Source organism: Nocardia sp. NPDC052112 (genome assembly GCF_040680135.1).
Lineage (GTDB): Bacteria > Actinomycetota > Actinomycetes > Mycobacteriales > Mycobacteriaceae > Nocardia.
Genome location: NZ_JBFAWD010000002.1, coordinates 309,577 through 334,111 on the forward strand (window position 1 = coordinate 309,577; position 24,535 = coordinate 334,111).

At 65.1% G+C, this 24,535-nt stretch carries 25 protein-coding genes; 8 read left to right on the forward strand and 17 right to left on the reverse strand.

What is annotated here, in order from left to right:
• Positions 1–46: 46 nt before the first annotated feature.
• Positions 47–925, forward strand: coding sequence for a membrane protein insertase YidC (gene yidC / locus AB0L58_RS04795; protein WP_364381117.1), 879 nt, complete (start codon positions 47–49; stop codon positions 923–925).
• A gap of 305 nt (positions 926–1,230) precedes the next feature.
• Positions 1,231–1,881, forward strand: a complete 651-nt coding sequence (locus AB0L58_RS04800) for a slipin family protein (RefSeq protein ID WP_364381120.1) — start codon at positions 1,231–1,233, stop codon at positions 1,879–1,881.
• A gap of 55 nt (positions 1,882–1,936) precedes the next feature.
• On the opposite strand, the gene AB0L58_RS04805 is transcribed toward AB0L58_RS04800, so the two are convergent.
• A complete protein-coding gene (locus AB0L58_RS04805; RefSeq protein ID WP_364381123.1) occupies positions 1,937–2,314 on the reverse strand; it encodes a nitroreductase family deazaflavin-dependent oxidoreductase in 378 nt (125 codons plus the stop codon).
• A gap of 77 nt (positions 2,315–2,391) precedes the next feature.
• Here AB0L58_RS04805 and AB0L58_RS04810 point away from each other — a divergent pair, with 77 nt between their 5' ends.
• Positions 2,392–2,901: an NUDIX domain-containing protein gene (locus tag AB0L58_RS04810; RefSeq protein ID WP_364381766.1), complete on the forward strand. Its 510-nt coding sequence runs from the start codon at positions 2,392–2,394 to the stop codon at positions 2,899–2,901.
• Positions 2,902–3,115: 214 nt separating this feature from the next.
• Here the strand turns inward: AB0L58_RS04810 and AB0L58_RS04815 are convergent, their stop codons facing one another.
• The 4 genes from AB0L58_RS04815 to AB0L58_RS04830 form a co-directional block, all read right to left on the reverse strand.
• A complete protein-coding gene (locus AB0L58_RS04815) occupies positions 3,116–3,796 on the reverse strand; it encodes a TIGR00266 family protein (protein WP_062989240.1) in 681 nt (226 codons plus the stop codon).
• Between the two features lie 27 nt (positions 3,797–3,823).
• The gene (locus tag AB0L58_RS04820; protein ID WP_364381127.1) at positions 3,824–4,198 is read right to left on the reverse strand and encodes an arsenate reductase family protein; all 375 of its coding nucleotides are present in this window, start codon (positions 4,196–4,198) and stop codon (positions 3,824–3,826) included.
• A 13-nt stretch (positions 4,199–4,211) separates the two neighbouring features.
• Positions 4,212–5,747, reverse strand: a complete 1,536-nt coding sequence (locus tag AB0L58_RS04825) for a glycosyltransferase family 39 protein (RefSeq protein ID WP_364381131.1) — start codon at positions 5,745–5,747, stop codon at positions 4,212–4,214.
• Between the two features lie 99 nt (positions 5,748–5,846).
• Positions 5,847–7,160 carry an aspartate aminotransferase family protein gene (locus AB0L58_RS04830; RefSeq protein WP_364381134.1) on the reverse strand — a complete coding sequence of 438 codons (1,314 nt, stop codon included), beginning with the start codon at positions 7,158–7,160 and terminating at the stop codon, positions 5,847–5,849.
• Positions 7,161–7,569: 409 nt separating this feature from the next.
• Here AB0L58_RS04830 and AB0L58_RS04835 point away from each other — a divergent pair, with 409 nt between their 5' ends.
• Both AB0L58_RS04835 and AB0L58_RS04840 read left to right on the forward strand, forming a co-directional pair.
• Entirely contained in the window at positions 7,570–8,190 is a 621-nt protein-coding gene (locus AB0L58_RS04835) for a hypothetical protein (RefSeq protein WP_364381137.1), read from the forward strand.
• Positions 8,187–8,345, forward strand: coding sequence for a hypothetical protein (locus AB0L58_RS04840; protein ID WP_364381140.1), 159 nt, complete (start codon positions 8,187–8,189; stop codon positions 8,343–8,345). The genes AB0L58_RS04835 and AB0L58_RS04840 overlap by 4 nt, the downstream gene beginning before the upstream one ends.
• 1 nt (position 8,346) lies before the next feature.
• Here AB0L58_RS04840 and AB0L58_RS04845 read toward each other — a convergent pair whose 3' ends face one another.
• From AB0L58_RS04845 to AB0L58_RS04880, 8 genes are all read right to left on the reverse strand, one after another.
• Positions 8,347–8,637, reverse strand: a complete 291-nt coding sequence (locus AB0L58_RS04845) for an alpha/beta hydrolase (RefSeq protein WP_364381769.1) — start codon at positions 8,635–8,637, stop codon at positions 8,347–8,349.
• 309 nt (positions 8,638–8,946) lie between these two features.
• Positions 8,947–10,089, reverse strand: coding sequence for an ABC transporter substrate-binding protein (locus tag AB0L58_RS04850; RefSeq protein ID WP_364381143.1), 1,143 nt, complete (start codon positions 10,087–10,089; stop codon positions 8,947–8,949).
• Complete coding sequence (locus AB0L58_RS04855; RefSeq protein WP_364381146.1) at positions 10,086–10,862, reverse strand: ABC transporter permease subunit; 777 nt, start codon at positions 10,860–10,862, stop codon at positions 10,086–10,088. The genes AB0L58_RS04850 and AB0L58_RS04855 overlap by 4 nt, the downstream gene beginning before the upstream one ends.
• The gene (locus AB0L58_RS04860) at positions 10,859–11,731 is read right to left on the reverse strand and encodes an ABC transporter ATP-binding protein (RefSeq protein WP_364381149.1); all 873 of its coding nucleotides are present in this window, start codon (positions 11,729–11,731) and stop codon (positions 10,859–10,861) included. Before AB0L58_RS04860 ends, AB0L58_RS04855 begins: the two co-directional genes overlap by 4 nt.
• On the reverse strand, positions 11,728–12,618 hold the full coding sequence (locus AB0L58_RS04865; protein ID WP_364381152.1) for an ABC transporter permease subunit: 891 nt from the start codon (positions 12,616–12,618) through the stop codon (positions 11,728–11,730). The genes AB0L58_RS04860 and AB0L58_RS04865 overlap by 4 nt, the downstream gene beginning before the upstream one ends.
• Positions 12,619–12,650: 32 nt before the next feature.
• Positions 12,651–13,688: a TIGR03842 family LLM class F420-dependent oxidoreductase gene (locus AB0L58_RS04870; protein ID WP_364381155.1), complete on the reverse strand. Its 1,038-nt coding sequence runs from the start codon at positions 13,686–13,688 to the stop codon at positions 12,651–12,653.
• Positions 13,689–13,746: 58 nt separating this feature from the next.
• Positions 13,747–15,168, reverse strand: a complete 1,422-nt coding sequence (hydA, locus tag AB0L58_RS04875; protein WP_364381157.1) for a dihydropyrimidinase — start codon at positions 15,166–15,168, stop codon at positions 13,747–13,749.
• A gap of 16 nt (positions 15,169–15,184) precedes the next feature.
• Positions 15,185–16,021, reverse strand: coding sequence for a nitrilase-related carbon-nitrogen hydrolase (locus AB0L58_RS04880; RefSeq protein ID WP_364381160.1), 837 nt, complete (start codon positions 16,019–16,021; stop codon positions 15,185–15,187).
• 122 nt (positions 16,022–16,143) lie between these two features.
• On the opposite strand from AB0L58_RS04880, the gene AB0L58_RS04885 reads away from it, so the two are divergent.
• Positions 16,144–17,595, forward strand: coding sequence for an aminotransferase class I/II-fold pyridoxal phosphate-dependent enzyme (locus tag AB0L58_RS04885; RefSeq protein ID WP_364381163.1), 1,452 nt, complete (start codon positions 16,144–16,146; stop codon positions 17,593–17,595).
• On the opposite strand, the gene AB0L58_RS04890 is transcribed toward AB0L58_RS04885, so the two are convergent.
• A complete protein-coding gene (locus AB0L58_RS04890) occupies positions 17,592–19,334 on the reverse strand; it encodes a CocE/NonD family hydrolase (RefSeq protein ID WP_364381772.1) in 1,743 nt (580 codons plus the stop codon). The two genes, AB0L58_RS04885 and AB0L58_RS04890, sit on opposite strands and share 4 nt — an antisense overlap.
• A 413-nt stretch (positions 19,335–19,747) precedes the next feature.
• Between AB0L58_RS04890 and AB0L58_RS04895 the strand changes: the two genes are divergently transcribed.
• Positions 19,748–20,470: a peptidylprolyl isomerase gene (locus tag AB0L58_RS04895; RefSeq protein WP_364381166.1), complete on the forward strand. Its 723-nt coding sequence runs from the start codon at positions 19,748–19,750 to the stop codon at positions 20,468–20,470.
• Positions 20,471–20,609: 139 nt separating this feature from the next.
• Positions 20,610–21,485, forward strand: coding sequence for an LLM class F420-dependent oxidoreductase (locus tag AB0L58_RS04900; protein ID WP_364381169.1), 876 nt, complete (start codon positions 20,610–20,612; stop codon positions 21,483–21,485).
• Between the two features lie 145 nt (positions 21,486–21,630).
• Here the strand turns inward: AB0L58_RS04900 and AB0L58_RS04905 are convergent, their stop codons facing one another.
• The 3 genes from AB0L58_RS04905 to AB0L58_RS04915 form a co-directional block, all read right to left on the reverse strand.
• Entirely contained in the window at positions 21,631–22,068 is a 438-nt protein-coding gene (locus AB0L58_RS04905) for a VOC family protein (RefSeq protein WP_364381172.1), read from the reverse strand.
• Between the two features lie 113 nt (positions 22,069–22,181).
• Positions 22,182–23,702, reverse strand: a complete 1,521-nt coding sequence (locus AB0L58_RS04910; RefSeq protein WP_364381175.1) for a glycosyltransferase family 39 protein — start codon at positions 23,700–23,702, stop codon at positions 22,182–22,184.
• Positions 23,680–24,330: a TetR/AcrR family transcriptional regulator gene (locus tag AB0L58_RS04915; protein ID WP_364381178.1), complete on the reverse strand. Its 651-nt coding sequence runs from the start codon at positions 24,328–24,330 to the stop codon at positions 23,680–23,682. Before AB0L58_RS04915 ends, AB0L58_RS04910 begins: the two co-directional genes overlap by 23 nt.
• Positions 24,331–24,535 lie beyond the last annotated feature (205 nt).

Genomic DNA, 24,535 nt, shown 5'->3' on the forward strand with positions numbered 1-24,535 from the left:
TCCCATCGACGTGCGCATCCGTACGTTCGCACAGTCAGGTGCTCTTATGCTCGACTTCATCTATTATCCGGTGTCCGCCCTGCTCTGGTTGTGGCACACCGCCTTTGCCGCCGTCCTCGGCCCCGCGAGCGCGGTCGCGTGGGTGCTCGCGGTCGTATTTCTCGTCATCACCCTCCGCGCCGCGCTCTTGCTGCCATTCCTGAAACAGGCGCGTACCCAGGCGGCGATGCAGCGACTGCAACCGCGCGTCAAGTCCATACAGCAGAAATACAAAGACGATCCGGTCCGCAGGAATACCGAAATCCAGCAGTTGTACAAAGACAACGGTGTCAATCTCTTCGCCAGTCTGATCCCGATGATCGCGCAGGTCTTGGTGTTCGTCGGCCTGTTCCATGTGCTGCGTTCGTTCGACCGCACCGGGACCTTCGATTACCTGCCTTTCGGGCGCACCGAGACAATGACGGTCGAACAGAACGCCGCGACCGGGAATTACCTCTTCGGCCCCGCCGATGTGCAGTCCTTTTTGCATGCCGAACTGTTCGGGGTACCGCTGTCGGCAACACTCGGCGGCGCGGGCGAACTGGTATCTACCGTGGCGCTCATCGCACTACCGCTCATGCTGATCGCTGCTGTCGCAACGCATTTCACGGCGCGTACGTCACTGGACAGGCAGACCGGGACAACGCAATTACCCTTCATGCGCACGCTGAGCCTGTGGGTATTCCCGGCGGCCGCGATTCTCGGCGGCGTGTTGCTGCCGGTGGCGATCCTGGTGTACTTCGTCACGAACAATGCCTGGACGCTCGCGCAACAGCATTTCGTCTATCGTCGCCTCGATGCCGAATCAGCCACCGAGGCAAAGCGTGTCGCCACCGCGCGGGCGAACGCCGCACCCAAACCCGGCGTGAAACCGCGGCGCCGATAAATCATTCGCGCGCCTTTGTCGCGAACCGTATGGTTGTTCCAGGTCGAGTCGAGGGGCGCAGCGGAATCTCCGCACCCGCGTTCCCCGTGTCGGGCTCGGTCTCGCACCTGGCGAAGGGCACAAAGCCTGGATGGGTTCGATTCCCACTGCGATGCCACCCGGTTCCGGTCGGATACGGCAAACGGCTCTGCGGGCTCCGCGGCTACGGCCGCGGGAGGCCCCCGCCGCGGACCCGTGACCAGAACCGGGTGACATCCGAAATAACAAGGCGGCCAACGACACAACGGCACGGGAGGAGTGAAAACATGTACACGACGGTCATGGCATGGCAGCGAACGCTGCTGTATCGGGACGGCACACTCGACCGAGTGCTCGGGCCCGGACGCCACCGCTACGACGCCAAGCGCTGCACGCTGATCGTCGTCGACATGCGGCCCCGGCTGCTGAATGTCAGCGGTCAGGAACTTCTCACCCGCGACGGCCTGTCACTGCGGGTCAGCTACGCACTGAACTGGCAGGTCACCGATCCGGAGGAGTTCACCGCCGGTGCGCAGTACCCGGAAAACGTGCTGTACGCGGCGGTGCAGGATGCCGCACGCCGCGCCGTGGCAAACCATTCCCTCGACGAGCTCGTCACCGACCGTACGCTACTGATCGGCGATCTCGCCGAAATCGGAACGGCCGTAACGGGACTCGGCATGCGCGTCGCCGCATTGAACGCCCGCGATCTGATGCTGCCCGGCGAACTGCGCAGGGCCGCACTGGAAACCGTGCTCGCCAAGGAGCGCGGCCGGGCCGAGCTCGAACGGGCACGCGCGGAAGCGGCTACGCTACGGTCGCTGGCCAATACCGCGCGGCTGCTCGAGGAACACCCGACATTGCTGCGGCTGCGCACCCTGCAGGTCGCGACCACTCCGGGCACGCAAGTGGTACTCGACCCGCGCGAGCGCGCATGAGGCGAAACCCCTTGTCCACTCGGACAAGGGGTTTCGGCGTCTGAAAGGCAGACTCCTATGCCGGACGCGCCTGCAGATAATCCGTCGCCGACATCACCTTCAGCGCCTGGCGAACACCAACTGGTGCCCACGACACCGACGTATCGTGCACCACCACCGGATCGATGAGAAGTACGACGGTACCCTTGGTCTCGAGTTCGAAACCGCCTGCGGCCGTGATGTTTTTCACCCAGTCGACATCGCGACCGTAGGTCAGCGCGATCCGGTAGACACCGTCGGTTTCGAAGGCCCACACCGGAGTTCGATAGGGGCGTCCGGATTTTCGGCCCTTGTGGACAACCATGCTCATCGGGGGCACTTTCCCGGCCAACCGGCCGAGGATCGGATTCGTCACGTGCCGGTTCAACTTAGCCAGTGTGCGCGGAAGCACCATCTGGGGCGGTCCTCTCTCAGGGTGGCGTGCGGTGATCAGGTTACTCTCGACCGGTGTTCGTGCATCCTGAGCCGGAGATGATCGCGGTCTACGACGCCGCGGGCCGCGAAATCGGCGCGGCCGACCGCGCCACCGTCTATCGCGACGGCATCTGGCACGCCAGCGCGGGCGTGCTGGTCCGTTCCGGCGACGGCGAGCGCGTCTACGTACACCGCCGTACCGAGACCAAGATGGTCTTCGCCGGTATGCACGACTGTCTGGCCGGCGGAGTCGTCGATCCCGGCGAGACCCCGGCACAGACGGCGGTCCGCGAGCTCGCCGAGGAGCTCGGCATCGTGGTGCCCGCCCACGCACCACCGCTCCCGCTGCGGGCCAGCGCGTCGTGGGACGGCATTTGGCAGGACGCCCCGATGCGCTGCCATCTGTTCGCTTACGAGCTGCGCTACGACGGGCCCATCCGCCACCAGCCCGAGGAGATCGTGGACGGCTGGTGGTGGACCGATGCCGAACTGCGCGCCCATCTGGCCGACCCGACCTGGCCGTTCGTCCCCGATACCCGCATCCTCACCGACCAACTGCTGGCCTGAAACGCCATCGGCCCACCAGGTCGAAGACCTGATGGGCCGATGAGCCTGCGATCTGTCAGGCGGCGCTACCGCTCATGGCACCCATGACCTGGGTGAAGAGGTTCGCGACGACTTCGAGGAGCTCCATGTACATTCCCTTGCTGGACCCGATATGAAGCTTGCATTCTGCATGAGCTAGATGTCCAGCAGGTAAGAGGGTCGTGAAAACGGGTGATTAACCGGAGGATGCCGCCGATCCCGCCCACGCCGCGAAGGCACCCGGATTGCGGGTCTGCAGCAGCACCCGGCCGGGTCCGGTGAAGTCGAAGACGAAACCCTCGCCCGACTTCAGCGACTGGATTGATCGCCCGGAGACCGCGCGCCGGATGGTGAAATTCATGGCCAGGTCATAGGCCACCACATGACCGGTATCGATGGTGATCGGCTCACCCGGCTGCAGATCGATCACATCGATCGCACCGAAGACACCGACGACCACCTCACCCTCGCCGTGTGCCCGCAGACCGAAGCCGCCCTCGCCGCCGAACAGATTCGCGAAACCGCCCCATTTGCCCTCCACCTGCACGCCGTGCGAATTCGCGATCCAGCCGCCACGGCTTATGAAGAACGGCCGATCGGGAGTGATCTGCAGGTTCAGCATGTCGCCGGGCAGTGCGGGCGCCACATCCACCCAGCCACCCTGCGGCGGTGCGGTGAAGGTCGAGACGAAGAATGATTCACCCGCCAGCACCGAACGCTTCAGCCCGGCGAGAATGCCGCCTTCGGCCTTGGCCTGCAACGAAACTCCCGCCGAATGCGCGACCATGGCGCCGCTCTCGACCCGCATCGGCTCGCCCCCGGCCAGGAAGCACCGCGCGACCGCGGAGGCCGGACTATGACGCAGTTGTACCTTCATAAATGCCGACCCTACCGGCTATTTCGGCTACGAAGGGTCCAGCGATTCCAGGGTCTTCTCATCGCGCGCGACGACCGCACCGCCGTCCGGCGTGAGCACGATCGGCCGCTGGATCAGCTGCGGATTCGACGCCAATGCCTCGATCCAGCGCTCCCGGTCGGCAGGGCGGCGTTCCCAGCCGGGAACCCCCAGATCCTTGGCGATCTGCTCACCGGTGCGGGTGATATCCCACGGCTCGGCGCCCAGCCGCTGCAGCACCGTCCGCAATTCCGCCGCGGTCGGCGGATCGTCGAGGTAGCGCCGGACCGTGTATTCCACGCCCGCCTCGTCCAGGTGCGCGGTGGCATTGCGGCTCTTGCTGCACCGCGGGTTGTGCCAGATCTCGGTCTGCCCAGAAGTCATGGTCGCAGCGTACCTACAGGTGCATCCAGGTCGACCACACCTCGGACCACGAATGGCGTAGGCCGGTACAGGTCCACACCGTGACGCCCTGGGTGTTACCCGGGTAGCCGATTCGGCTGTCCACCTTGGCGACCGGTGCGCAGTTGTCGAAATCCCAGTGTAGGAAGCTGTCTTCGACACCGACGGCGATGACGGCCGACGCGGTGTCGGGGGGTGTACCGAAATACCCGAAACCGCGGCTCGGACTGTAGATCGGGGGCAGGTTGGCGCGCTCGAATTGGTCGAGGGCGCTGGCTTGCCAGTAGGTCTCGGTGATGATGATGGCATCGGCGCGTTCGGCCGGGGTGAGTGAGTCATAGGCCTTGGTGACGCCGGAAATCAGTTCCGGCCAGCCGAATTCGCCGTAGACGCCGATATTGACGGCGGCCTCGGCAGCGCTGACGGGCGGTCGGACCTGTGCGGCATCCCGCCACGGGGTCGACCACAGTAGAAAGCCCGCGGCCACCGCGGCGAGTGCCGCACCGGCCCCGGTGACCCAGCGGCGCGGGGCGGGATCCAGTCGATTCGCCAATTCGCCGAGACCGACCGCACCCGCGGCGAACACCACGCCGTACATCCCGGCCATGTAGTAGATCCGCCCGCCGATCACCAAAAAGATGGCGATCAGTATCAGCAGGGTCGCCCCGAGGAACCGGTACGGCCGCAGCGAGGTATGGCACAGTAAAGCCCACACGCCGTACATCAGCAGCACCGCGCCGAAGTACCCGGCCAGCAGCACTGCTTGCGGAATGAACACCACTCGTCCGCCGAGCATGTCCTGCTCACCGATGATCACCTTGCCCATCGCCAGCTGCGGCCAATCGTGGCGCGCCTGCCAGATCAGTGACGGCATCGTCGCCGCCACCACGATCGCCGCACCGAGCCACAGCAGCGGCCGCCGTACCAATTCGCGCGGACCGAAGATCAGCGAACCCACCGCGACGCCGATCCAGAAGAACGGGATCAACCATTTCACCTGCATATCGACCGCGGTCACCAGGGCAGCACACAGCAGCAGGCGATCGCGTCGGGTCCGCACCCAACGCACGACCAGCCAGGTGATGATCACCCAGAGCACGGTGTCGACCGCATTGGTCGTCAGCATCTTGCCCTGAAGCAGCAGGAACGGCGAGGTCGCGTAGCCGATCGCGGCGTAGGTCTGCGCAATGCGTCCGCCGCCGAACTCCCGTGCCAACACCGCGCACAGCACGACACCGAGCACGGTCAGCGCCACCACCGGCAGCCGCAGCACGAAGAAATTGCCCGGCGCGATCGTATCCATCAGACGCGCCAGCAGCGGCACTACCGGCCCCTGATCGGCGTAGCCGAACGAGGGTCGCCGCCCGGCCGCGAGAAAGTACAGCTCATCGCCGAAATAGTCGTACCGGCTCGCGGAGAACAGCAGGACCACAAGCGCCGTCGCCGCGATCGCGCCGACACCCCCGACCGCAAGCGCCGGACGCCCCCCGGGCGACGTAAACAGCTTCTGACGATCTCTGGTATCGGTCACGCCAGCTCCTGGAGGGAGTGCCGAGGTGGACACCTCGAATCTAGCGGGAAATGGCCGTTGCGCGGACCGGCTCCGGGGTAAGGTCCGCGCGGCGTCCGATCACCGCACGTATTCGTCGGCGATATCGAGCACCTCGTCGACGATATCCAATCCGGTGCGCAGCTCATCCGCCGTCGTGGTGAGCGGCGGCGCGATCTGAAAGCGGTTGCCCGCGTTGAACGGCCACAGTCCACGCTCCTTGGCGGCCGCGGTGACCCGGTTCATCGGTTCGGCGGCCGAACCCGCGGCGGCGAACGGAATCAGCGGATCCCTGGTCTGCGGGTCGCGCACCAACTCCAGCGCCCAGAAGAAGCCGAGACCGCGCGCCTCGCCGACGCTCGGATGCCGAGACGCCAACTCCGCCAAGCCTTTTCCGAGGACATCCGCACCCACGGTCCGCACATGGTCGAGAATGCCATCGCGCTCGAAGACATTGATCGAGGCGACGCCCGCGGCGCAGGCGAGCGGATGTCCGGCATAGGTGAGTCCGCCGGGATACACCGTATTGTCGTAGCGCTGCGCGATCCGTTCGGCCATCAGCACACCGCCGAGCGGAACATAACCGGAGTTGACGCCCTTGGCGAAGGTGATGATGTCGGGTGCGACATCGAAGGCCTGCACCGCGAACCACTCACCGACCCGGCCGAATCCGACCATCACCTCGTCGGCGATATAGACGATGCCGAATTCATCGCAGAGCGCCCGGACCCCGGCAAGATAACCAGGCGGCGGCACCAGCACACCGTTGGTGCCGACGACCGTCTCCATGATCAGCCCCGCGATATGCTGCGGTCCCTCCAATTCGACGACCTGGCGCAGATGCCGCAGCGCCGCCGCCGTCTCCTCCTCGGGAGTTGTTGTGTCCCAAGGGGATCGGTAGGGATACGGCCCGAAGAACCGAACCACGTCGACATTGGTCGGCTCCGCACCCCAGCGCCGCGGCTCACCGGTCAGCCCGATCGCGACGCCGGTGCCGCCGTGATACGAGCGGTAGGCGGCGAGCATTTTGGTGCGACCGGTGTAGCTGCGGGCCAACCGCACGGCGTGCTCGACGGCCTCCGCGCCGCCGGTGGTGAACAGAATCCGGTTCAGCTCGCCCGGTGCGCGTTCGACGATCAGCCGGGCCAGTTCGCTGCGCGCCTCATTGCCGACCGTCGGTGAGATGGTCGTGAGCTTCTGTGCCTGATCGATAATGGCCGCAACGATATCCGGATGCTGGTGGCCGATATTGACATTCACCAGTTGAGAGGAGAAGTCGAGGTAGCGTTTGCCGCTCTCCTCCCAGAACCACGAGCCCGACGCGCCGACGATCGGCACCGGATTCAGGGTCGCCTGGGCGCTCCAGGGATAGAAGACATGATCTGACCCGCTCATGGGGCGAATTCCCCCTTCGAACCTGGATAGAACAGCACATTGGCACCATAGCCTGATTGCGGTGCCTCCGCGGCTGGAGACGCGCCCTATGACAAGAACTGTCCCGCCTGTGATTCCCCGCAGCTCCGAGCGCCTCGGCCAAGCCGTTGCGTATCCCGGAGCCTGGGCACAAGACACGGTTGAGCTGCCACTCGCCTCGACGCGTCGCCATTGCCCGGACGCGGCCAGGTACTCGTTGCGGTCCCTGGCTGCGAACCCACCCCACTGATCTACCGGTTCCACCACCGCGCTGTCGCGCACTACCTCCAGGGGGTACGCGGATGGGCGGACGGGATTTCATCGCGTCTACTGTGAAGAGCACCGGTGGCGCCACCGGGGCGCTGCCTCCGAGCAGAGAGCAGGTGGGATCGTGTACGCACGCTCCACCACAATTCAGGCGCGCCCCTCCGCTATTGATGCCGGGGTTGCACATGTGCGCGACGACGTGATGACGGCGTTGGACGACATTACGGGCTATATCGGGCTGTCTTTGATGGTCGATCGGCAGTCCGGCCGGTGCATCGCCACGAGCGCGTGGGAAACGGAGAAAGCGATGCGCGACAGCGCGGACCGGGTTGGCCCGATTCGCGATCGCATCGTCGAGATGTTCGGCGGCAGCGCGCAGGTCAACGAATGGGAGATCGCGGTCCTGCATCGCGACCATTATTCACGGCAGGGTGCCTGTGTCCGCGCTGTCTGGGTCAAGACCGACCCGGAACGGCTCGAGGCGGCCGTCGAGGCCTATAGGTCCCAGTTCCTGTCGGGAATGGAAGTACTCGACGGGTTCTGCAGTGCGAGCCTCTTGGTCAACAGGGCGTCCGGGCGCGCCGTCTCTTGTGTCACCTACGACAGCGCCGAGTCGATGATTCGCAACCGTGACCAGGCTGCCTCGCTGCGGGCCGACGCCAGCCGTCGTTCCGGTGCCGATGTGATCGACAGCTGTGAGTTCGAGTTGGCGATCGCACATCTGCGCGTACCCGAATCGGTGTGACTGCAACCGTGGTGCAGTCACCCGTCCGCGCCGACGACGAGGTCGAAGCGGCGCGGCGTTCTCAACGGCTTGCCCAGGACACTCAGCCGATCCGGGAGCGACTGCTGCTCCAGGTAATGGCGGGTGTCCTGCATCGTGTGGTGAGCGTGTGGTAGGTCATGGCGCGCACCTCGTCCAGGAGCTCTGGTGGGATCTGGTAGCCCGCGCGGCTGAAACCGGTGCTCGCGAGCGGCGGAGCTGCGCGTCGGTCGGCGGCCACTGCGAGGGCCCGAATGCGGCGGACTCCGGTGCGATGAAGGCGTCCGGGCTGGGGCCGGTGTTGATGAACGCGAGCGCGGTCACCAGGTCGTGGCGCTGTTCGGCGAGAGCGGTGGCGACCACGCCGCCGCTGGAATGGCCGACGACTATGGCGTGCTCGACGCCGAGCAGGTCCAGGGCCGCACCGATCCTGCGTGCCCGGGAGCGCGTAGCTGCGGTCGGCCGGTGTGGCCGACCTGCCGTGCCCGAGCAGGTCGATCCGGATGACGCGGTGAGATCCGGTCAGCAGCGAAATGTTCCCCGCGATCGACTCACCAGCATGGGGTTCGTCCCCGATGCGGCTGCGTGAGGTGTCGGGTACCCGTGGCAGCCCAGCCAGGTGGTCGGTGTCACCGTGACCGGGTTTCGACACCTCAACAGATGACGCATCCTCTGCCCCATGAACACCCACTCCAGGCGAGCTCACCCCGATCCGGGTCAGCAGACGTGATCGACCACCTATTTGCCGCCCTCGGTCAGCGTCACCTGCTGCGGCGTGAATCCCGTTCCGGTGACATCGATGCCACCGGATTTCAGCAAGTCCAGCGCCTTGGTGATGTACTCGTTGCTGAACGCGCCCGCATCGGGATCCTGCTTCAGCACCGTGACACCCTCCTGGTTCCTGGTCTCCTTGGCAATCTTCACCGTACGATCCCACGCGGACTTGTCGATCATGCCGATCCCGTTGGGCGAGGGCCAGATCAGCTTGTTGACCTCGTTGATCTGCCACTGCTGGTGGCTGGCGCCGAGCGTACTGCCCGCGGCCACGGTGATATCGCGGCATTTGTCGACATTGTCGCGACAGAACGCCCAGCCCTTCAGCGAGGCCGCGATGAACTTGACGGTCTGGTCCTGGTATTTCGCATCCTTCAGCTTCTCCGAATTCGCCCAGATCGCGTCCTGCAGCATGGCCACGCCCTCGTCGTTCCAGTCGATGGTGGCGAAATCGTCTGCGGTGTAGAGCTTTCCGGTGGCCGGATTCTTCGTTTCGAGCAGCTGGGCGTATTCGTTATAGGACATGGCCTGGGCGGCGGTGATGTCCTTGGCGAGGAAGGCATTCATATCGAACTGCTGCTGGACCAGCTTGACATCCTTGGCGGGATCGATGCCGGCCTTGGTCATGCCCGCGAACAGCTCGAATTCATTACCGTAGCCCCAGTTCCCGACGGTCTTACCGCGCAGTGCGGCCGGGCCGGTGATGTTGTCGGACTTGAACGACACCTGTTTGGTCCCCGAGCGCTGGAACACCTGCGCCACATCGGTGATGCCCGCCCCCGCCTCACGCGATGCCAATGCCTTGGGTACCCAGGCGATCGCGTAATCCGCCTGCCCCTGGGCCAGTACCGTCTGCGGCACGATATCGGTTCCGCCATCGAGGATTTCGACGGACAGGCCCTGCTCCTTGTAGAAGCCCTGGTCCACGGCGGCCAGATAACCTGCGAACTGCCCCTGCTTGAACCACTGCAACTGCAGGCGGACCTTGGTCAGGCCGTCCGCGGTGGTGCCGGAGCTGTTGTCGGTGGTGCTACAGCCGGTCAGCGCGGCCGCCGCCAACGCCGCCAGCGCGAGACAAGCGCGTAAACGCCCTGTGGCAGTTCTCATTTCGATCTCCCAAAAATGTCGCGGATCAGGATGGTCCGGGGTCGGCGGGTCAGTTGTTCGAGGATCAGGACGACGGCGAGGAAGAGCAGGCCGACGAGCATGGCACCGACCACATACGCCCACGCGCGCGGATAGGCAGTATTCGCCGCGGCCGAGGTGATTCGGCTGCCGAGACCGTTCTGCAGGCCGCCGAAATATTCGGCGATAATGGCCGCGATGACCGCGCCCGGAGCCGCGATGCGCAGGCCGGTGAACAGGTAGGGCAGTGCCGCGGGCAGCCGCACCGTGCGAGTGATCTGCCAGCCGCCCGCCGCATAGGAGGTCATCAGATCGGCGTGCACCTGCGGCACTTGGCGCAGGCCGCGGGCGGTACTGACGAACATCGGGAAGAATACGACGATGGCGACGACCATGCGGCGCGGGGTCTCGGTCGTGGTCGAATACATCGAATTCAGCAGCGGGGCAAGCGCGACGATCGGCACCGCGGCGGCCGCGGCGGCCAACGGCGTCAACAGCCCCTCGACCAGCCGGAACCGCACCGCGACCATGGCAGCCACAATGCCGAGAACCGCACCGACCAGCAGGCCGATGAGGGCATTCGTACCGGTCGCGGTGGCGGCATCGACGATGCGGTCGAAGTTCTCGGTGAACTGTTTCGCGATCACGGTCGGCGCGGGCAGCAGGAACGACGGCACACCCGCGACGACGGTCAGCACCTGCCACAGTGCCAATCCGCCGACGCCGAATACCACCGGTGGTAGCCACGTCTTCATCGCAGATCCTGTCCCGCAACGACGATGTCGGCGATCTCGTGTCCGCCGCGCAGTGCGGTACGGACGGCGGCGACGGCCTCGAAAAAGGCCTCACTGGAACGGATATCGTCACCGCTGACGCCCACCTGCCGGCCCCAGCCACCGGTCGGCACGATCTCGGTGATGCGGCCGGGCCGCGGCGACATGACCACCACACGGTCGGAAAGGAAGACCGCCTCGGGAATCGAATGCGTCACGAAAACCACTGCGGCACCGGTCTCTCCGGCGATGCGTAGTAGTTCGCCCTGCATGCGTTCGCGGGTCATCTCGTCCAGCGCGCCGAAGGGTTCGTCCATGAGCAGCAGCGACGGCTTGCGAGCCAGTGCCCTGGCGATCGCCACACGCTGTTGCATACCGCCGGACAGTTCCGCCGGATAGCGGGTGGCGAAATCGCCGAGCCCGGCCATCTCCAGGAGTTCCGCACTGCGAGTACGTCTTTCGGCCTTCGGAACCTTGTGCAATTCGAGCGGCAATTCCACATTGGCCTGTACGGTGCGCCAGTCCAGGAGCCCCGCCTGTTGGAAGGCGATGCCGTAGTCCTGGTCGATTCGGGCCTGCCTGGCGGACTTGCCGTGCACGGTCACGGCGCCGCTGCTGGGTCGTTCCAGATCCGCGATAATACGCAGCAGGGTGGATTTACCGCAGCCCGACGGACCGATCAGTGAAACGAATTCCCCGGCAGCCACTTTCAGCGATACATCGGAGAGCGCCGTCACCGCACCCGCCTCGAAGATCTTGCCCACACCGGCCAGATCGACCGCGGCGACGTCGTCGGCTTCGGTCGGCTCCACTGCGGTATCCGCGACGGTTGATTCTGCTTCCCCGGTCAACGGGTACCTCCTGACGAGCTGCGCGCCCCGACCGGACGGCTGTAGCGACGAAGTGCGAATTCGGCGATGCCGACGACGGCGGTGACGGCGACGCCGAGCAGTGCGGCCGCGAGCACCGCGGCATACAGCCGAGCGGCATCGCCGGTCGCCTGCTGGGAGAAGACAATGATCTGGCGGCCGATTCCGCCGGCCGTTCCGGTCGAGATCTCCGCGACCACCGCACCGATCACCGATGCCGCGGCAGCCAACCGTAGGGCAGGCAGAAAGTGCGGCACCGCGGCGGGGAAACGCAGGTGCACCAACGTCTCCCACCAACTCGCCGAGTAGCTGTGCAGCAACTCGACCGAGGCCCGCGACGGCGCCTGCAGCCCGCGCAACATCCCGACCGCGATCGGGAAGAACGCCAGATACGAGGCGATGACCGCGATACTCATCCACGGCCGCCAGGGTTCACCGGCAATGACGATCTTGCCGCCCCAACCCGCCACGAGTGGCGCCAAGGCAATCAGCGGAACCGTCTGCGAGACAACGATATAGGGCAGCAAGCCGCGCTCGACGAAGGCGAAACGCTGCATCACCACGGCCAGCGCGACCCCGACCACCGTGCCGATGACCAACGCCAACAGCGCGAGCCCGAAGGTGAATCCGGCTGTGCGCAAAAGTGTTCCGCCGACGGTGCCCGCACCGTCCTTATCGCCCAGCACCGTGATGACCGACCAGACATGCGGCAGCGCGGCGTCACTCGTGCGCGGCAGAATCCGGGTATCGCCGATACTCACCCCGCGCTCGGGCACGAAGTACTTCACCAGCTCCCATACCGCGACGACCAGCACGAATACCCCGATCGCATAGCCGATCCGGCGCGCCCGCAACGCCCCCGCCCTCATCGATCACCCGCCGACACCGCAACCATCCCCGATCACTCGATACCCGACGTCGCCGTGACCGGATGTGCCAGCCTGGGCAGCACCGACTCCCCGTACGCATCCAATGTGGCGGTCTTGGCATCGTGTTGGAGATAGACCGCGAACTGGTCGACACCCAACTTCTCCAGCTCGTGCAGGCGGGCCAACTGTTCATCGGGCGAACCGATCACGCAGAAGCGATCCACGATCGCGTCCGGCACGAATTCGGCGTGGGTATTACCCGCGCGGCCGTGCTCGTTGTAGTCGTAGCCCTGACGGCCCGCGATGTATTCGGTGAGCGCGGCCGGAATATCGCCGTCGGTACCGTACTTCGCGACGATATCGGCGACGTGATTGCCGACCATTCCGCCGAACCAGCGGCACTGTTCCCGGGCATGCGCCGTCGCGGCATCGGACCCGTCGGTGACATAGGCCGGTGCCGCCACACAGATTTTCACCGATCCCGGTGCGCGCCCTGCCTTCTCGGCGGCCGCCCGCACCCGGGCGATCGTCCACGCGGTGATATCCGGGTCGGCCAGTTGCAGAATGAATCCGTCGGCGACCGCTCCGGTCAGCTCGAGCGCGCGCGGACCGTACCCGGCCACCCACACCTCGAGCCGCGAGGCGCTCGCCCACGGGAAGCGCACTATGGTGTCGCCGATGCGGGCGCTGCGGCCGTTGCCGAGTTCCCTGATCACCTCGATGGATTTCCGCAAGGTCGCCAGGGTCGTCGGCTTGCCGCCGAGGGTGCGCACCGCCGAATCTCCGCGGCCGATCCCGCAGACGGTGCGGTTGCCGAACATATCGTTGAGGGTCGCGAAGGTCGATGCGGTCACCGTCCAGTCCCTGGTCGCCGGATTGGTAACCATCGGGCCGACGACCACCTTGCGGGTAGCGGCCAGGATCTGGCTGTGGATGACGTAGGGCTCCTGCCACAGCAGGTGCGAATCGAAGGTCCATACATGCGAAAAGCCGTGTGTCTCCGCCTGTCTGGCAAGTTCGACCACCCGCGAGGCGGGAGGCGTGCATTGCAGCACCACACCGATATCCATGCGGCACTCTCCATTTCAGGTAGATCAGGCCATTTCAGGTAGATCAGGCCATTCCAGGTCAAATCAGGTTCTGCGACAGTTCACGGGCGATGAACCGGCCGTGCCCGGCACTGCCCAGATAGGCACCGTCGTCGACGACCACGCGGCCACGCGAGAGCACCGTGTCGACGTGTCCGTCGATCTCGAAGCCCTCCCACGCCGAATGATCCATATTCATGTGGTGGGTCTTGCCCAATCCGATGCTGGTGTGCCCGTTCGGGTCATAGATGACGATGTCGGCGTCGGCGCCCGGACTGATGACGCCCTTGCGCGGATACATGCCGAACATGCGCGCCGGGGTGGTGCAGCAGACCTCGACCCAGCGCTCCAGTGATATCAGCCCGTTCTTGACCCCCTGGAACATCAGATCCATCCGATGTTCGACGCCGCCGATTCCATTCGGGATCTTGCTGAAATCGCCGAGTCCCAACTCTTTCTGATCCTTCATGCAGAAGGGACAGTGGTCGGTACTCACCGAGGTGACATCACCGGTGCGGATATAGCGCCAGAGCTCGTCTTGATGTCCCTGTGCCCTCGACCGCAGCGGAGTAGAGCACACCCACTTGGCCCCCTCGAAACCCGGTGCGCCCAAATGCTCTTCGAGCGACAGGTACAGATATTGCGGACAGGTTTCCCCGAAGACGTTCTGCCCGTTGCCCCGTGCGGTGGCGATCTGTTCCATCGCCTGCTCGGCCGACACGTGTACGACATACAGCGGTGCATTCGTCAACTGCGCCAACATGATCGCGCGATGGGTCGCCTCCTCCTCCATCTGCCACGGCCGCGTGACACCGTGGTAGTACGGCGAGGTCTCACCGCGCGCCAGCGCCTGCTCGACCAGCACATCGATGGCAATGCCGTTCTCCGCGTGCATCATCAGCAGCGCGCCGAGATCACCCGCCGATTGCATGGCCCGCAGGATCTGACCGTCATCGGAGTAGAAGACACCCGGATAGGCCATGAACAACTTGAAGCTGGTGACCCCCTCGGCCACCAATTCGCTCATCCCCTTGAGGGATTCGTCGTTCACCTCACCGATGATCTGGTGGAAGCCGTAGTCGATCGCGCAATTGCCCGCGGCCTTCTCGTGCCACAGCCCGAGGGTATCCTGCACCCGCTCGCCCGGCTTCTGCACCGCGAAATCGACAATGGTCGTGGTGCCGCCCCAGGCTGCCGCGCGAGTGCCGGTCTCGAAGGTATCCGAGGCCTCGGTGCCGCCGAAGGGCAGCTGCATATGGGTGTGTCCGTCCACACCGCCGGGAATCACATATTTGCCGGTCGCGTCGATGGCCACATCGGCAGACTCGGCGAGATCCGCGCCCAATGCCGTGGCACCGGGTTGCAGAACGGCGACAATGGTCTCACCATCGACGAGCACATCGAGCGATTGCGATCCGGTGGCCGAGACCACCGTCCCGCCGTGAATGAATATCTTCGTCATATCGATATCACCAGCCTCAGGGAGCCACCAGCGGTCCGTAGGCGTCGGGGCGGCGATCGCGATAGAACGCCCAGCGGTCGCGCACCACCTTGATCAGATCCATATCGAGGTCACGGATCACCAGTTCGGGATCGGTGTCCGAGGCGACGTCTCCGACGAATTTACCTTCCGGATCCACAAAATAGCTGGTTCCGTAGAAATCGTCATCGCCGTATTCCTCGATGCCGACCCGGTTGATGGCGCCGATGAAGTATTCGTTGGCTACCGCGGAGGCCGGTTGCTCGAGCTTCCACAGGTAACCGGACAGGCCGCGCGAGGTTGCGGAGGGGTTGAATACGATTTCCGCACCCGCCAAACCGAGGGCCCGCCAGCCTTCCGGGAAATGCCGGTCGTAACAGATGTAGACGCCGACCTTGCCGACCGCGGTATCGAAGACCGGCCAGCCCAGATTTCCGGGCCGGAAGTAGAACTTCTCCCAGAACCCGTGGACGTGCGGAATGTGGTGTTTTCGGTATTTGCCGAGGTAGCTGCCGTCCGCATCGATGACTGCCGCGGTGTTGTAGAGCAGCCCGGGTTGTTCCTGCTCGTATACCGGCAGGATCATTACCAAACCCAATTCCTTTGCCAGGGCGGCGAATCGCTCCGTCGTCGGCCCCGGCACCGATTCCGCGTAGTCGTAGAACTTCGTGTCCTGCAACTGGCAGAAGTACGGACCGTAGAACAACTCCTGGAAGCAGATCACCTTGGCACCCTGTGCGGCGGCCTGGCGCGCGTAGTCCTCGTGCGCCTTGATCATGGACTCTTTATCACCCGTCCAGTTCGTCTGGACGAGCGCCGCTCGAACGATTCCCATGCTTTGTTATACTTCACCGAGATCCAATTCGGTTGTGTTACAAGATTGCGGAAACAGTTTCGTAGCCGTAAACCCTGGGGCCGGTCCTCGTTCCGGCGCTGTGCCCGACGCAGAATGACGCTGTGACCTTCGATCCGACGACCGCGCCGCAGGTGCCCGCAGACGACCCGCCGGACACCACACCGGCGCCTGTCGTTGTCGGGTCCGGCCTGTTCGACGCGGATCTCGAGGATCGCACGCCGGCCGGCATCGCGGCCGCGGTGAGCCGCCGCATTCGTTCCGGAGCACTCGAACCCGGTTCTCGGCTGCCGACCGTGCGCGCGGTCGCCCGCGAGTTGCGGGTGTCCCCCGCCACCGTCAATCAGGCTTGGCGGGCCCTGGCCGCCACCGGCGCGATTGTGGCGCGGGGGCGGGCCGGAACCTTCGTCGGCGACCGCACGGCCACCCGCTCGACCGCGCCGACGGGGCGCTATCAGCGTCTGCACCCACCCTCGGACAGCGCCTTCCGTATCGATCTGTCCCGCGGCACCCCCGACCCGCAACTGCTGCCGGATCTAGTCGCCGCATTGCGCGCGATCTCCGAGCACGGCCGCGGCAATGATCTCGCGGCGGACTATCTCGGCGAGGCCGTGCTGCCGGAACTGGCCGCCAAAGTTCGCACCGATTGGCCCTTTCGCGCCGAACGGCTCGCGGTCGTCGACGGCGCGCTCGATGCCATCGATCGATTGCTCGCCACCCATATCCGGCTCGGCGATGCGGTGGCCGTCGAAGATCCTTGCTTCCCACCATTTCTCGATCTGCTCGCCCGGATCGGCGCTCGGCCGATTCCGGTCCGCATGGATGAATCCGGTTTACTGCCAGCCGATCTCGAGCGGGCGCGCGGTGCGGCAGCGCTGATTCTGCAGCCACGCGCACAGAATCCGACCGGCGCCTCGCTCACCGCCGCACGCAGCCGCGAACTGGCCGAGATCCTCACCAGCACAGACACTCTCGTCATCGAAGACGACCACTCCGCAGGCATCGCCGCCGCTACACTGCGCTCGCTCGGCTCGCGGCTACCGAGCCGAACGGTACACATCCGCTCCTACTCCAAATCCCACGGCGCCGACCTGCGCCTCGCGGTGGTCGGCGGCCCCGCCGAACTGCTCGATCCGATGATCGAACGGCGCATGCTCGGCCCCGGCTGGACCAGCCGACTGCTACAGCGGCTGCTCCTCATCATGCTCGATGACGACACCGCCGTGCGCACCGTCGCCGCCGCCCGCACCGAATACCGCAGGCGCTCGATCGAACTCCGCCGGGCGCTGGCACGCAGGGGCGTTGCCGTCGCCCGCGGTGACGGTATCAATCTGTGGCTCCCGGTCGCAGACGAGAACGCGGCCATGATCTCGCTGGCTGCCGCGGGCATCAAGGCCGCACCCGGCCGCCCCTTCGAGGTCGAGGACCACCCACCCGGCGACCACCTGCGCATCACCGTCGCCGCGATCACCGACGGTGAGCAGGACTGGCTGACCAGTGAGCTCGCCGCGGCGACCATCGCGACCCCCACCTACCGTCGCGTTCGCCGTGCTTAGGATCCCGGCTCGATATCGAAGCTGGTGGAGCCGTCGTCACCGACCGGGATGATGGGCACGACCACCGATGACGGATGTTCGGCATCCTTGTAGATCGTCTGCGTCGCGGGCTGGGTCCGGGCGCTGTCCCCGAAGGGCTCGCCGGTATTCGGGTTCGGCGCGTACTGCGGATAGTCGCTGCTGCTGATGGCCACGCGGATCCGATCGCCCGCCTTGAATTGATAGCTGGTCGGCCAGATCTTGATGGTGAACGCAGCGGGCTGGCCGGGCACCAGGGGGGTCGGATCCGACAGGGAGTCCCGGTACGCGGCGCGGATGATGCCATTGTTGAGGTTGACGGCCGAGCCATCGGATCCGACGACTTCCAGCCGCGCGACGAAGTCGGTATCCGGCGCGGTGGACGAGGCCCACAGCTTCACGGTGATCGGGCCGGTGACCTCGGTATCGGCGCCGAGCGGGTCGGTTGTGTAGGTAAGTACATCCGAACGCTGCTCGACCGCGGTCTGGTCGAACGGTCCCTGCGGACCCGAGCCGACCGAACAGCACGAATGACCGCCGATACTCGGTGTGGGTGCGGCCGGGTCGTAGACATACCGGTCGACTGCGGCCGGCCCGCTCGGCGGGTGCTCGACGAGTTTGCCGACCCGTCCGGCAACACCGTTGGCGCCGCTGTCGGCGAAGAAGTATTCCTTCCATTGTGTTTGCGGCAGTGGCCAATTCGGTGCCGACTTCCATCGATTGGCGCCCATCAGGTAGTAGTCGACGCGGGGCCTACCCGCCACACCGTTGTCCGTGCCTTTGAGGAAGTGGTCGAACCATGCCAGCATCAGCTCGTTGATCGGACTGTCGCCGACCGGGCCGAGCCGCTCGAGCCGCGGCGCGATCATCGAGGTGGGGCGTCCCCAGCCGAGGTGGTCCCAGGGACCGATCACCAATCGCTGGTTCTGGCGTGCGGGTTCGGCGCCGCGCTCGACCATTCCGGTGAAGTTCTCGATGCCGCCCGCGAGGAATGCGTCGTACCAGCCCTCGATATCGAGCACCGGCACCCGCACGTTCGGATAGCGGTCGCGGATGCTCCACTGCTTCCAGTAATCGTTGCGTGTCGAGTTGCGGATCCAGTCGAAGTACCACGGTGCGACGGCCGGACTATTCGGCTGCAACGGCGGAAAGTCTTTGTAGGGACGGTAATTCAGCCACGAGGTGATGTTCTGCATATCCGTGCGAAGCTGGTCGGCGGTGACCTTGTCGCCACGTCGTTCGGCGGATTCCAGGCCGATGGTGCCCATGGCCCATGGTTCGACGAAGCCGAGCCGGAAGGCGCCGCCCTCATAGGTCCAGCCGTCGTAATAGTCGGAGGCGGTATTCGCCGGCACGATCGTACTCAGGTGTGGCGGCGTCTCGACGGCGGCGAGCCATTGTGTCGCACCGACATACGACGAGCCGTACATGCCGACCTTGCCGTTCGAACCGGGAAGTTGCGCGGCCCATTCCACGGTGTCGTAGCCGTCGTGGGCGTCATTGCCGAATTCGGTGAATGTGCCGTCCGAGCTGCCGATACCGCGGATGTCCTGGATGATCACCAGATAGCAGTGCGAGGCGAACCAGTCGGGTGTACGGTAGCGCGAGGGCTGGATCTGCGCGGCGGCCTTGCCGTACTGGGTGCGCATCAGGATCACCGGAACCGGATCACTGGTCTGCGGACGGTATACGTCGGCGCGCAGCACCGTGCCGTCTCGCATCGTCGCCGGGACGTCGGCTTGCTTGTCGACCGCGCAGTGGCCACGGTCATCGTTCGGCGGCCAGGGACCCGTTTGCGAGGTCGATTTCGTATCGGTGCTCGCCGTGCAACCACCCACCAGAGCGCCGACACACGCCATCGCGGTACACCAGCGAAGAACCCCGAATACGTACCCGGACAAGTTGATACACCTCCCGTGGAGGCGATGTCACCGGAGAGTCGATGCGTGCCGAACCAGTTAGCCGATCAGATGCGCCTCCGTCGCAGCCATGCTATCCGACCACGCGCCGCACATCCGTGGATTTCCATTGCCACACAGTCGCAATACGCATCTCGTTCCGCTGGAGGCTTCGAGATGGAATGATCCGCTGAGCATCATCCGATGCGTAATACAACAGAAGGAGACCTCGACCGGTGAGCAGCGAAGTGCAGGCGCGGCAATTCGACCACCATCAGCCCATCGGACGGCAGCACCGTAGAGTCGGGTCTGCCCTGCTACGGGGCCTCGGTGTACTCGCCGTCGGCACCACCCTCGCAATCTTCGCCGCAGGCGGGGTATCGGCGGATCCGGGCACCCCGGTCGCCGGATGCGTGGCCCCCGATTCGGCCAAGCCCGAGAATAAGCAGTGGGCCACCGAGCCCGCCTTGACGATCGACCCCGGCGCGAAGTACACCGCGCAGCTGGAAACCACTTGCGGCACAGTGAATATCGCCTTGGAGGCTGCCCGCGCACCACGCACGGTGAACTCCTTCGTCTTCCTGGCCGGGCAGAAGTATTTCGACCACACCCAGTGCCATCGCCTGACCACCGCGGGCATCTTCGTGCTGCAGTGCGGTGATCCCACCGCCACCGGCACCGGCGGTCCGGGCTACCAATTCCCGAACGAGAACCTGGATGGCGCGACCTATCCGGCCGGCACGGTCGCGATGGCCAATGCCGGTCCCGACACCAATGGCAGCCAGTTCTTCCTGGTGTACAAGGACACCCAACTCCCGCCGAACTACACCCCGTTCGGCAAGATCACCGGCGGTCTGGACGTCCTGCAGCGGGTCGCCAATGCCGGCGCGGCCGACGGTGACGACGGTCGCCCGAACGCCGATGTCGTCCTGAATTCGGTGACCACCGCTCAGGGCTGATCGACGCGAGCTGGTGGCGGTGTCGTCCAGGGGCGACGCCGCCACCGACTTCGGTGACCACGCGAAGGTACTTGACTTGGAGTGCACTCCAAGTCATAGCGTTGGCAGTGCAAATCGTCTAGTACCAGGGGATCACTTCATGGAACTCGGTTTTCACCTGCCGATATTCGACATCGACGGCGGCACTACCGCCATCGCCGGTGAGTTGGCCAGGGTCGGCGCCGCGGCGGAGGCATCCGGTGCGACCTGGCTGTCATTCATGGACCACTACTTCCAGATCGAGCCGACCGGCCTCCCGGCCGAGGCCAATATGCTGGAGGGCTATACCACTCTCGGCTATCTTGCCGCGCACACCTCCCGCATCGACCTCGGCCTCCTCGTCACCGGCGTGACCTACCGGCATCCCGGCCTGCTCGCCAAGATCGTCACCACCGTCGATGTCCTGTCGGGTGGCCGTGCGGTGCTGGGCCTCGGCGCCGCCTGGTTCGAGCGTGAACATCGCGGGCTCGGTGTGCAGTTCCCGCCGATCGCCGAACGGTTCGAGCGACTGGAAGAGACACTGCGCATCTGTCAGCAGATGTGGGACCCGCAGAACAACGGCCCGTTCGACGGCAAGTACTACCAACTGGCCGAGACACTGTGCTCGCCCCAGCCGATCAACCGGCCCAAGGTGCTCATCGGCGGTAGCGGCGAACGCAAGACGCTGCGGTTGGTCGCGCAGTACGGCGACGCCTGCAACCTCTTCGGCTCCGCCCCCGAGGATATCGCCCACAAACTCGATGTCCTGCGGCGGCACTGTGACGATGTCGGGCGCGATTACGACGATATCCGCATCACCATCATGGCCAATAATCCGCGCCCGAATCCGGACAATCGCGATGAATTCGTCCGCCAGATGGCCGATTACGCCAAACTCGGCGTGCACACCGTGATCATTATCCCCACCACCGGATCCCCGGCGGCATGGATCGAGGGCATGGCACCGGCGGTATCCCAGCTCGCCGAACTCGGCTAGCGCCCGCACGGCACATGCCCGTTCGCCATCACACCCGCGTCATGGCGAAAGGGCGTGTGCCGTAGCCGATCTCGTCACCCGACGACGGCGGGTGAATCGAGTTCACGTACCGTCGTCGGTAGGTCGTCGATAGTCTGCCGATATGTCACTCCGGCATACCGTTCAGGAAGTAGACAGCTTCCCACAGATGACCGTCGGGGTCGGCGAAGTAGCCCGCGTAGATACCCCATGGACGGGTCACGGGCGGGCGGATGATGGCGCCACCCGCCTGTTCGGCCCGCTGCAGCATGCGGTCGACGTCCTCCCGGGAGTCGGTGAAGAAGCCGAGGCTCATCGAGGACCCGGTGACCCGGTCGAGCGTGATGCCCGCGTCCAGCGCCAGGTCCGTACGTGAATACAGGGACAGGATCAGGCCGTTGTCCAGGGTGAACATGGCCACCGAACCGCCTGGGGTGTGCTCGTCGCGGACGAACTCGGTGCCGATGATGCCCGGCGAGGAGAGGCCGAGGCCGTCGCGGTAGAAGTGCAGCGACCGTTCGAGATCGCTCACGGCCAAGGTGATCGCGCGAATGTTCGTTTTCATACCGCTTCCTCGTGATCGTCGAACCGTGGCCGGGCGCGGTTTCGGCCCCGGCCACGGTTCAGTCAACGCGGGCGGTGTTCTGATGTCTTGAACGAATCGGACGATCTGGCTGGTCAGTCGAGGCGGAGCAGGTCGGACCAGACCTGCGACCAGGGCCGACGTGGCGTGCAGCGCCAGATGGTGACATTGCGAGTGACATCCGGGTAGCCGAGGCGGGCATCGACGCGACCGACCGGGGTCAATTCGCCACAGGTGGCGCGCATTTCGGCTTCGGCATTGCCGACCCACAGCACCGTCGTCGCGGAATCCGGTGGAGTGCCGAAGTATCCGAAGCCGCGGTTGGGGCTGTAGACGGCCGGGAGACCGTAGCGAATCCGGTCGACATCCAAAGCACTTGCCTGCCAATAGGAATCGGTGACGATCACCGCATTCGCGCGCTCCGCCGGTGGAAGGGCCTGGTAGGCATCGACGGTGGCCTCCTTCAGCTCCGGCCAGCCGAACTTGCCGTACAGACCGATTTCGATACCGGCCTCGGCCTGACTGTCGACCGGATCGATGGACGACTCGGGTTGCCACGGCATCGTGAACACCGCGATCGTCACCGAAATCGCGACCAGCGGGACGGCCGCATAGGGTCGCCATCGCCCCGTGTACTCGGTCCAGCGAACCGCGCCCGCCGCCATGACCGCCGCGTAGCATCCGGCCGCATAGTAGGGGCGACCGTTGGTCGCGATGAATGCCACGGCTAGTAGCAGCGGCATCGGCGCGAGAAATCGGTACGGCCGCAACGTCTCCGAACGGAACAGCGCCCAGATTCCCACGACCAATAGCACTCCGCCGAACAATCCGGCCGCGATCAACGCTATCGGCAACCAGGTGTAGCGGCCACCGATCGTCGCCTGCTCCGCCGCGACCACCCTGCCCAATCGCAGCTGCGGCCAGTCGTGCTCGGCCTGCCAGATCAGCGTCGGCACCATCACCAGGGCAACGAAAACCGCCCCGATCCACAGCATCGGCCGCCGCAACAGCTCGCGCGGACCGTAGCACAGCACTCCGACGGCGACCGCGATCCAGAAGAACGGAATCAGCCACTTCACCTGCATATCCAGCGCCGTGACCAGCGCGGCCCACAGCAGCAGACTGTCACGGCGGGTGCGCACCCACCGGATCAGCAGCCAGCTGATCACCACCCATAACGCGGTATCAATCGTATTGGTGGCCAGCTGAGTTCCCTGCACGAGTAGGAACGGTGCGGTCGCGTACGCTGCCGCACTCAATATCTGCGCGGTCCGCGACCCACCGAACTCCCGCGCGATCTGCGCACTGATCAGCACCGCGAGCACGGTGACCAGTGTGGCCGGAATCCGCAGTGCCACCAGCGATCCCGGCGCCAGCACGTCCATCAGCCGGGCGATCGCGGGCAGCACCGGCCCCTGATCGGCGTAGCCGATCCCGAGGCGACGCCCGGCCGAAAGAAAGTACAGTTCGTCACCGAAGTATCCGTACCGTCCCAGCGATGCGAACAACGCGATCGCCGACACCACGGCGATCGCACCCACACCGACCCACGCGAACGGCGGCGTCGCCTCGGCGTTATCCTCCTGGCGCACTTCACTTTCCACCACGGTGGTCATTACGTCCCCCCTTCCGCGTCGCCAAATCGAATAGTCGGCATACATGTGCCGAGTACGTCGTCATATCGAAATCCTTTTCCCGAATCGCCCGCCCGGCCGCGCCATCGATGGCATCGCGAATCGACTTGGCCATGACCTCCGGATCGAATTCGCCGAATTCGCCGGTGCGCTGGCCTTCCCGCATGATGTCGATGAGCGGCTGAATGATCTCCCGCTCACCCTCCGCCGAGGCGAAGCGCGGCTTGCCATCGGCATCACGCAGATTCAGCACCACATCGGTCAGCGCCGCGACATACTTCTTGTTCGCATCGATGAAGCCGAGATTCGACCCGATATAGGCGAGCAACTGATTCCGCGGCCCGTCCGCCGCCATCACCGCGGGCGCGATGTGCTCGCCGCCGGACACATACAGTTGGATCACCAGCTGCTCCATCAGCTCGTCCTTCCCCGCGAAGTGATACGAGATGACACCCTTGGAGATCCCGGCATGCTTCGCGATCCGCGCCAGCGAAGCCCGTACGTACCCCACCTCCGATATCACCTCCACCGCCGAGGCGATGATCTGCCGCCGCCGCGCCTCCTCGATGAACGATCGCTGCCGACCACCCGTCTCATTTTCTGGCCGCATGGCCAAATTTTAACCCCGCCGCCCAAACTCCCACATCACACCAGAGAATGACCCTTACCTACCCCATGAGGATGACCCGAAAACGCCGAAGGGCCGCGCCCCCAACCGGAAGCACAGCCCTCGGAATCAGCAGACCTACAGATACTGCCCCGTATTCGACTCGGTATCGATGGCGCGGCTGGCACTGGCGTTCTTGCCAGTGACG

Coding starts and splice junctions, on each gene's coding strand:
- yidC (WP_364381117.1), top strand. CDS start 47: ATGCTCGACTTCATCTATTATCCGGTGTCCGCCCTGCTCTGGTTGTGG.
- AB0L58_RS04800 (WP_364381120.1), top strand. CDS start 1,231: ATGTACACGACGGTCATGGCATGGCAGCGAACGCTGCTGTATCGGGAC.
- AB0L58_RS04805 (WP_364381123.1), bottom strand. CDS start 2,314: ATGGTGCTTCCGCGCACACTGGCTAAGTTGAACCGGCACGTGACGAAT.
- AB0L58_RS04810 (WP_364381766.1), top strand. CDS start 2,392: ATGATCGCGGTCTACGACGCCGCGGGCCGCGAAATCGGCGCGGCCGAC.
- AB0L58_RS04815 (WP_062989240.1), bottom strand. CDS start 3,796: ATGAAGGTACAACTGCGTCATAGTCCGGCCTCCGCGGTCGCGCGGTGC.
- AB0L58_RS04820 (WP_364381127.1), bottom strand. CDS start 4,198: ATGACTTCTGGGCAGACCGAGATCTGGCACAACCCGCGGTGCAGCAAG.
- AB0L58_RS04830 (WP_364381134.1), bottom strand. CDS start 7,160: ATGAGCGGGTCAGATCATGTCTTCTATCCCTGGAGCGCCCAGGCGACC.
- AB0L58_RS04850 (WP_364381143.1), bottom strand. CDS start 10,089: ATGAGAACTGCCACAGGGCGTTTACGCGCTTGTCTCGCGCTGGCGGCG.
- AB0L58_RS04855 (WP_364381146.1), bottom strand. CDS start 10,862: ATGAAGACGTGGCTACCACCGGTGGTATTCGGCGTCGGCGGATTGGCA.
- AB0L58_RS04865 (WP_364381152.1), bottom strand. CDS start 12,618: ATGAGGGCGGGGGCGTTGCGGGCGCGCCGGATCGGCTATGCGATCGGG.
- AB0L58_RS04870 (WP_364381155.1), bottom strand. CDS start 13,688: ATGGATATCGGTGTGGTGCTGCAATGCACGCCTCCCGCCTCGCGGGTG.
- hydA (WP_364381157.1), bottom strand. CDS start 15,168: ATGACGAAGATATTCATTCACGGCGGGACGGTGGTCTCGGCCACCGGA.
- AB0L58_RS04880 (WP_364381160.1), bottom strand. CDS start 16,021: ATGGGAATCGTTCGAGCGGCGCTCGTCCAGACGAACTGGACGGGTGAT.
- AB0L58_RS04890 (WP_364381772.1), bottom strand. CDS start 19,334: ATGCGAGACGGCACGGTGCTGCGCGCCGACGTATACCGTCCGCAGACC.
- AB0L58_RS04900 (WP_364381169.1), top strand. CDS start 20,610: ATGGAACTCGGTTTTCACCTGCCGATATTCGACATCGACGGCGGCACT.
- AB0L58_RS04905 (WP_364381172.1), bottom strand. CDS start 22,068: ATGAAAACGAACATTCGCGCGATCACCTTGGCCGTGAGCGATCTCGAA.
- AB0L58_RS04910 (WP_364381175.1), bottom strand. CDS start 23,702: ATGACCACCGTGGTGGAAAGTGAAGTGCGCCAGGAGGATAACGCCGAG.
- AB0L58_RS04915 (WP_364381178.1), bottom strand. CDS start 24,330: ATGCGGCCAGAAAATGAGACGGGTGGTCGGCAGCGATCGTTCATCGAG.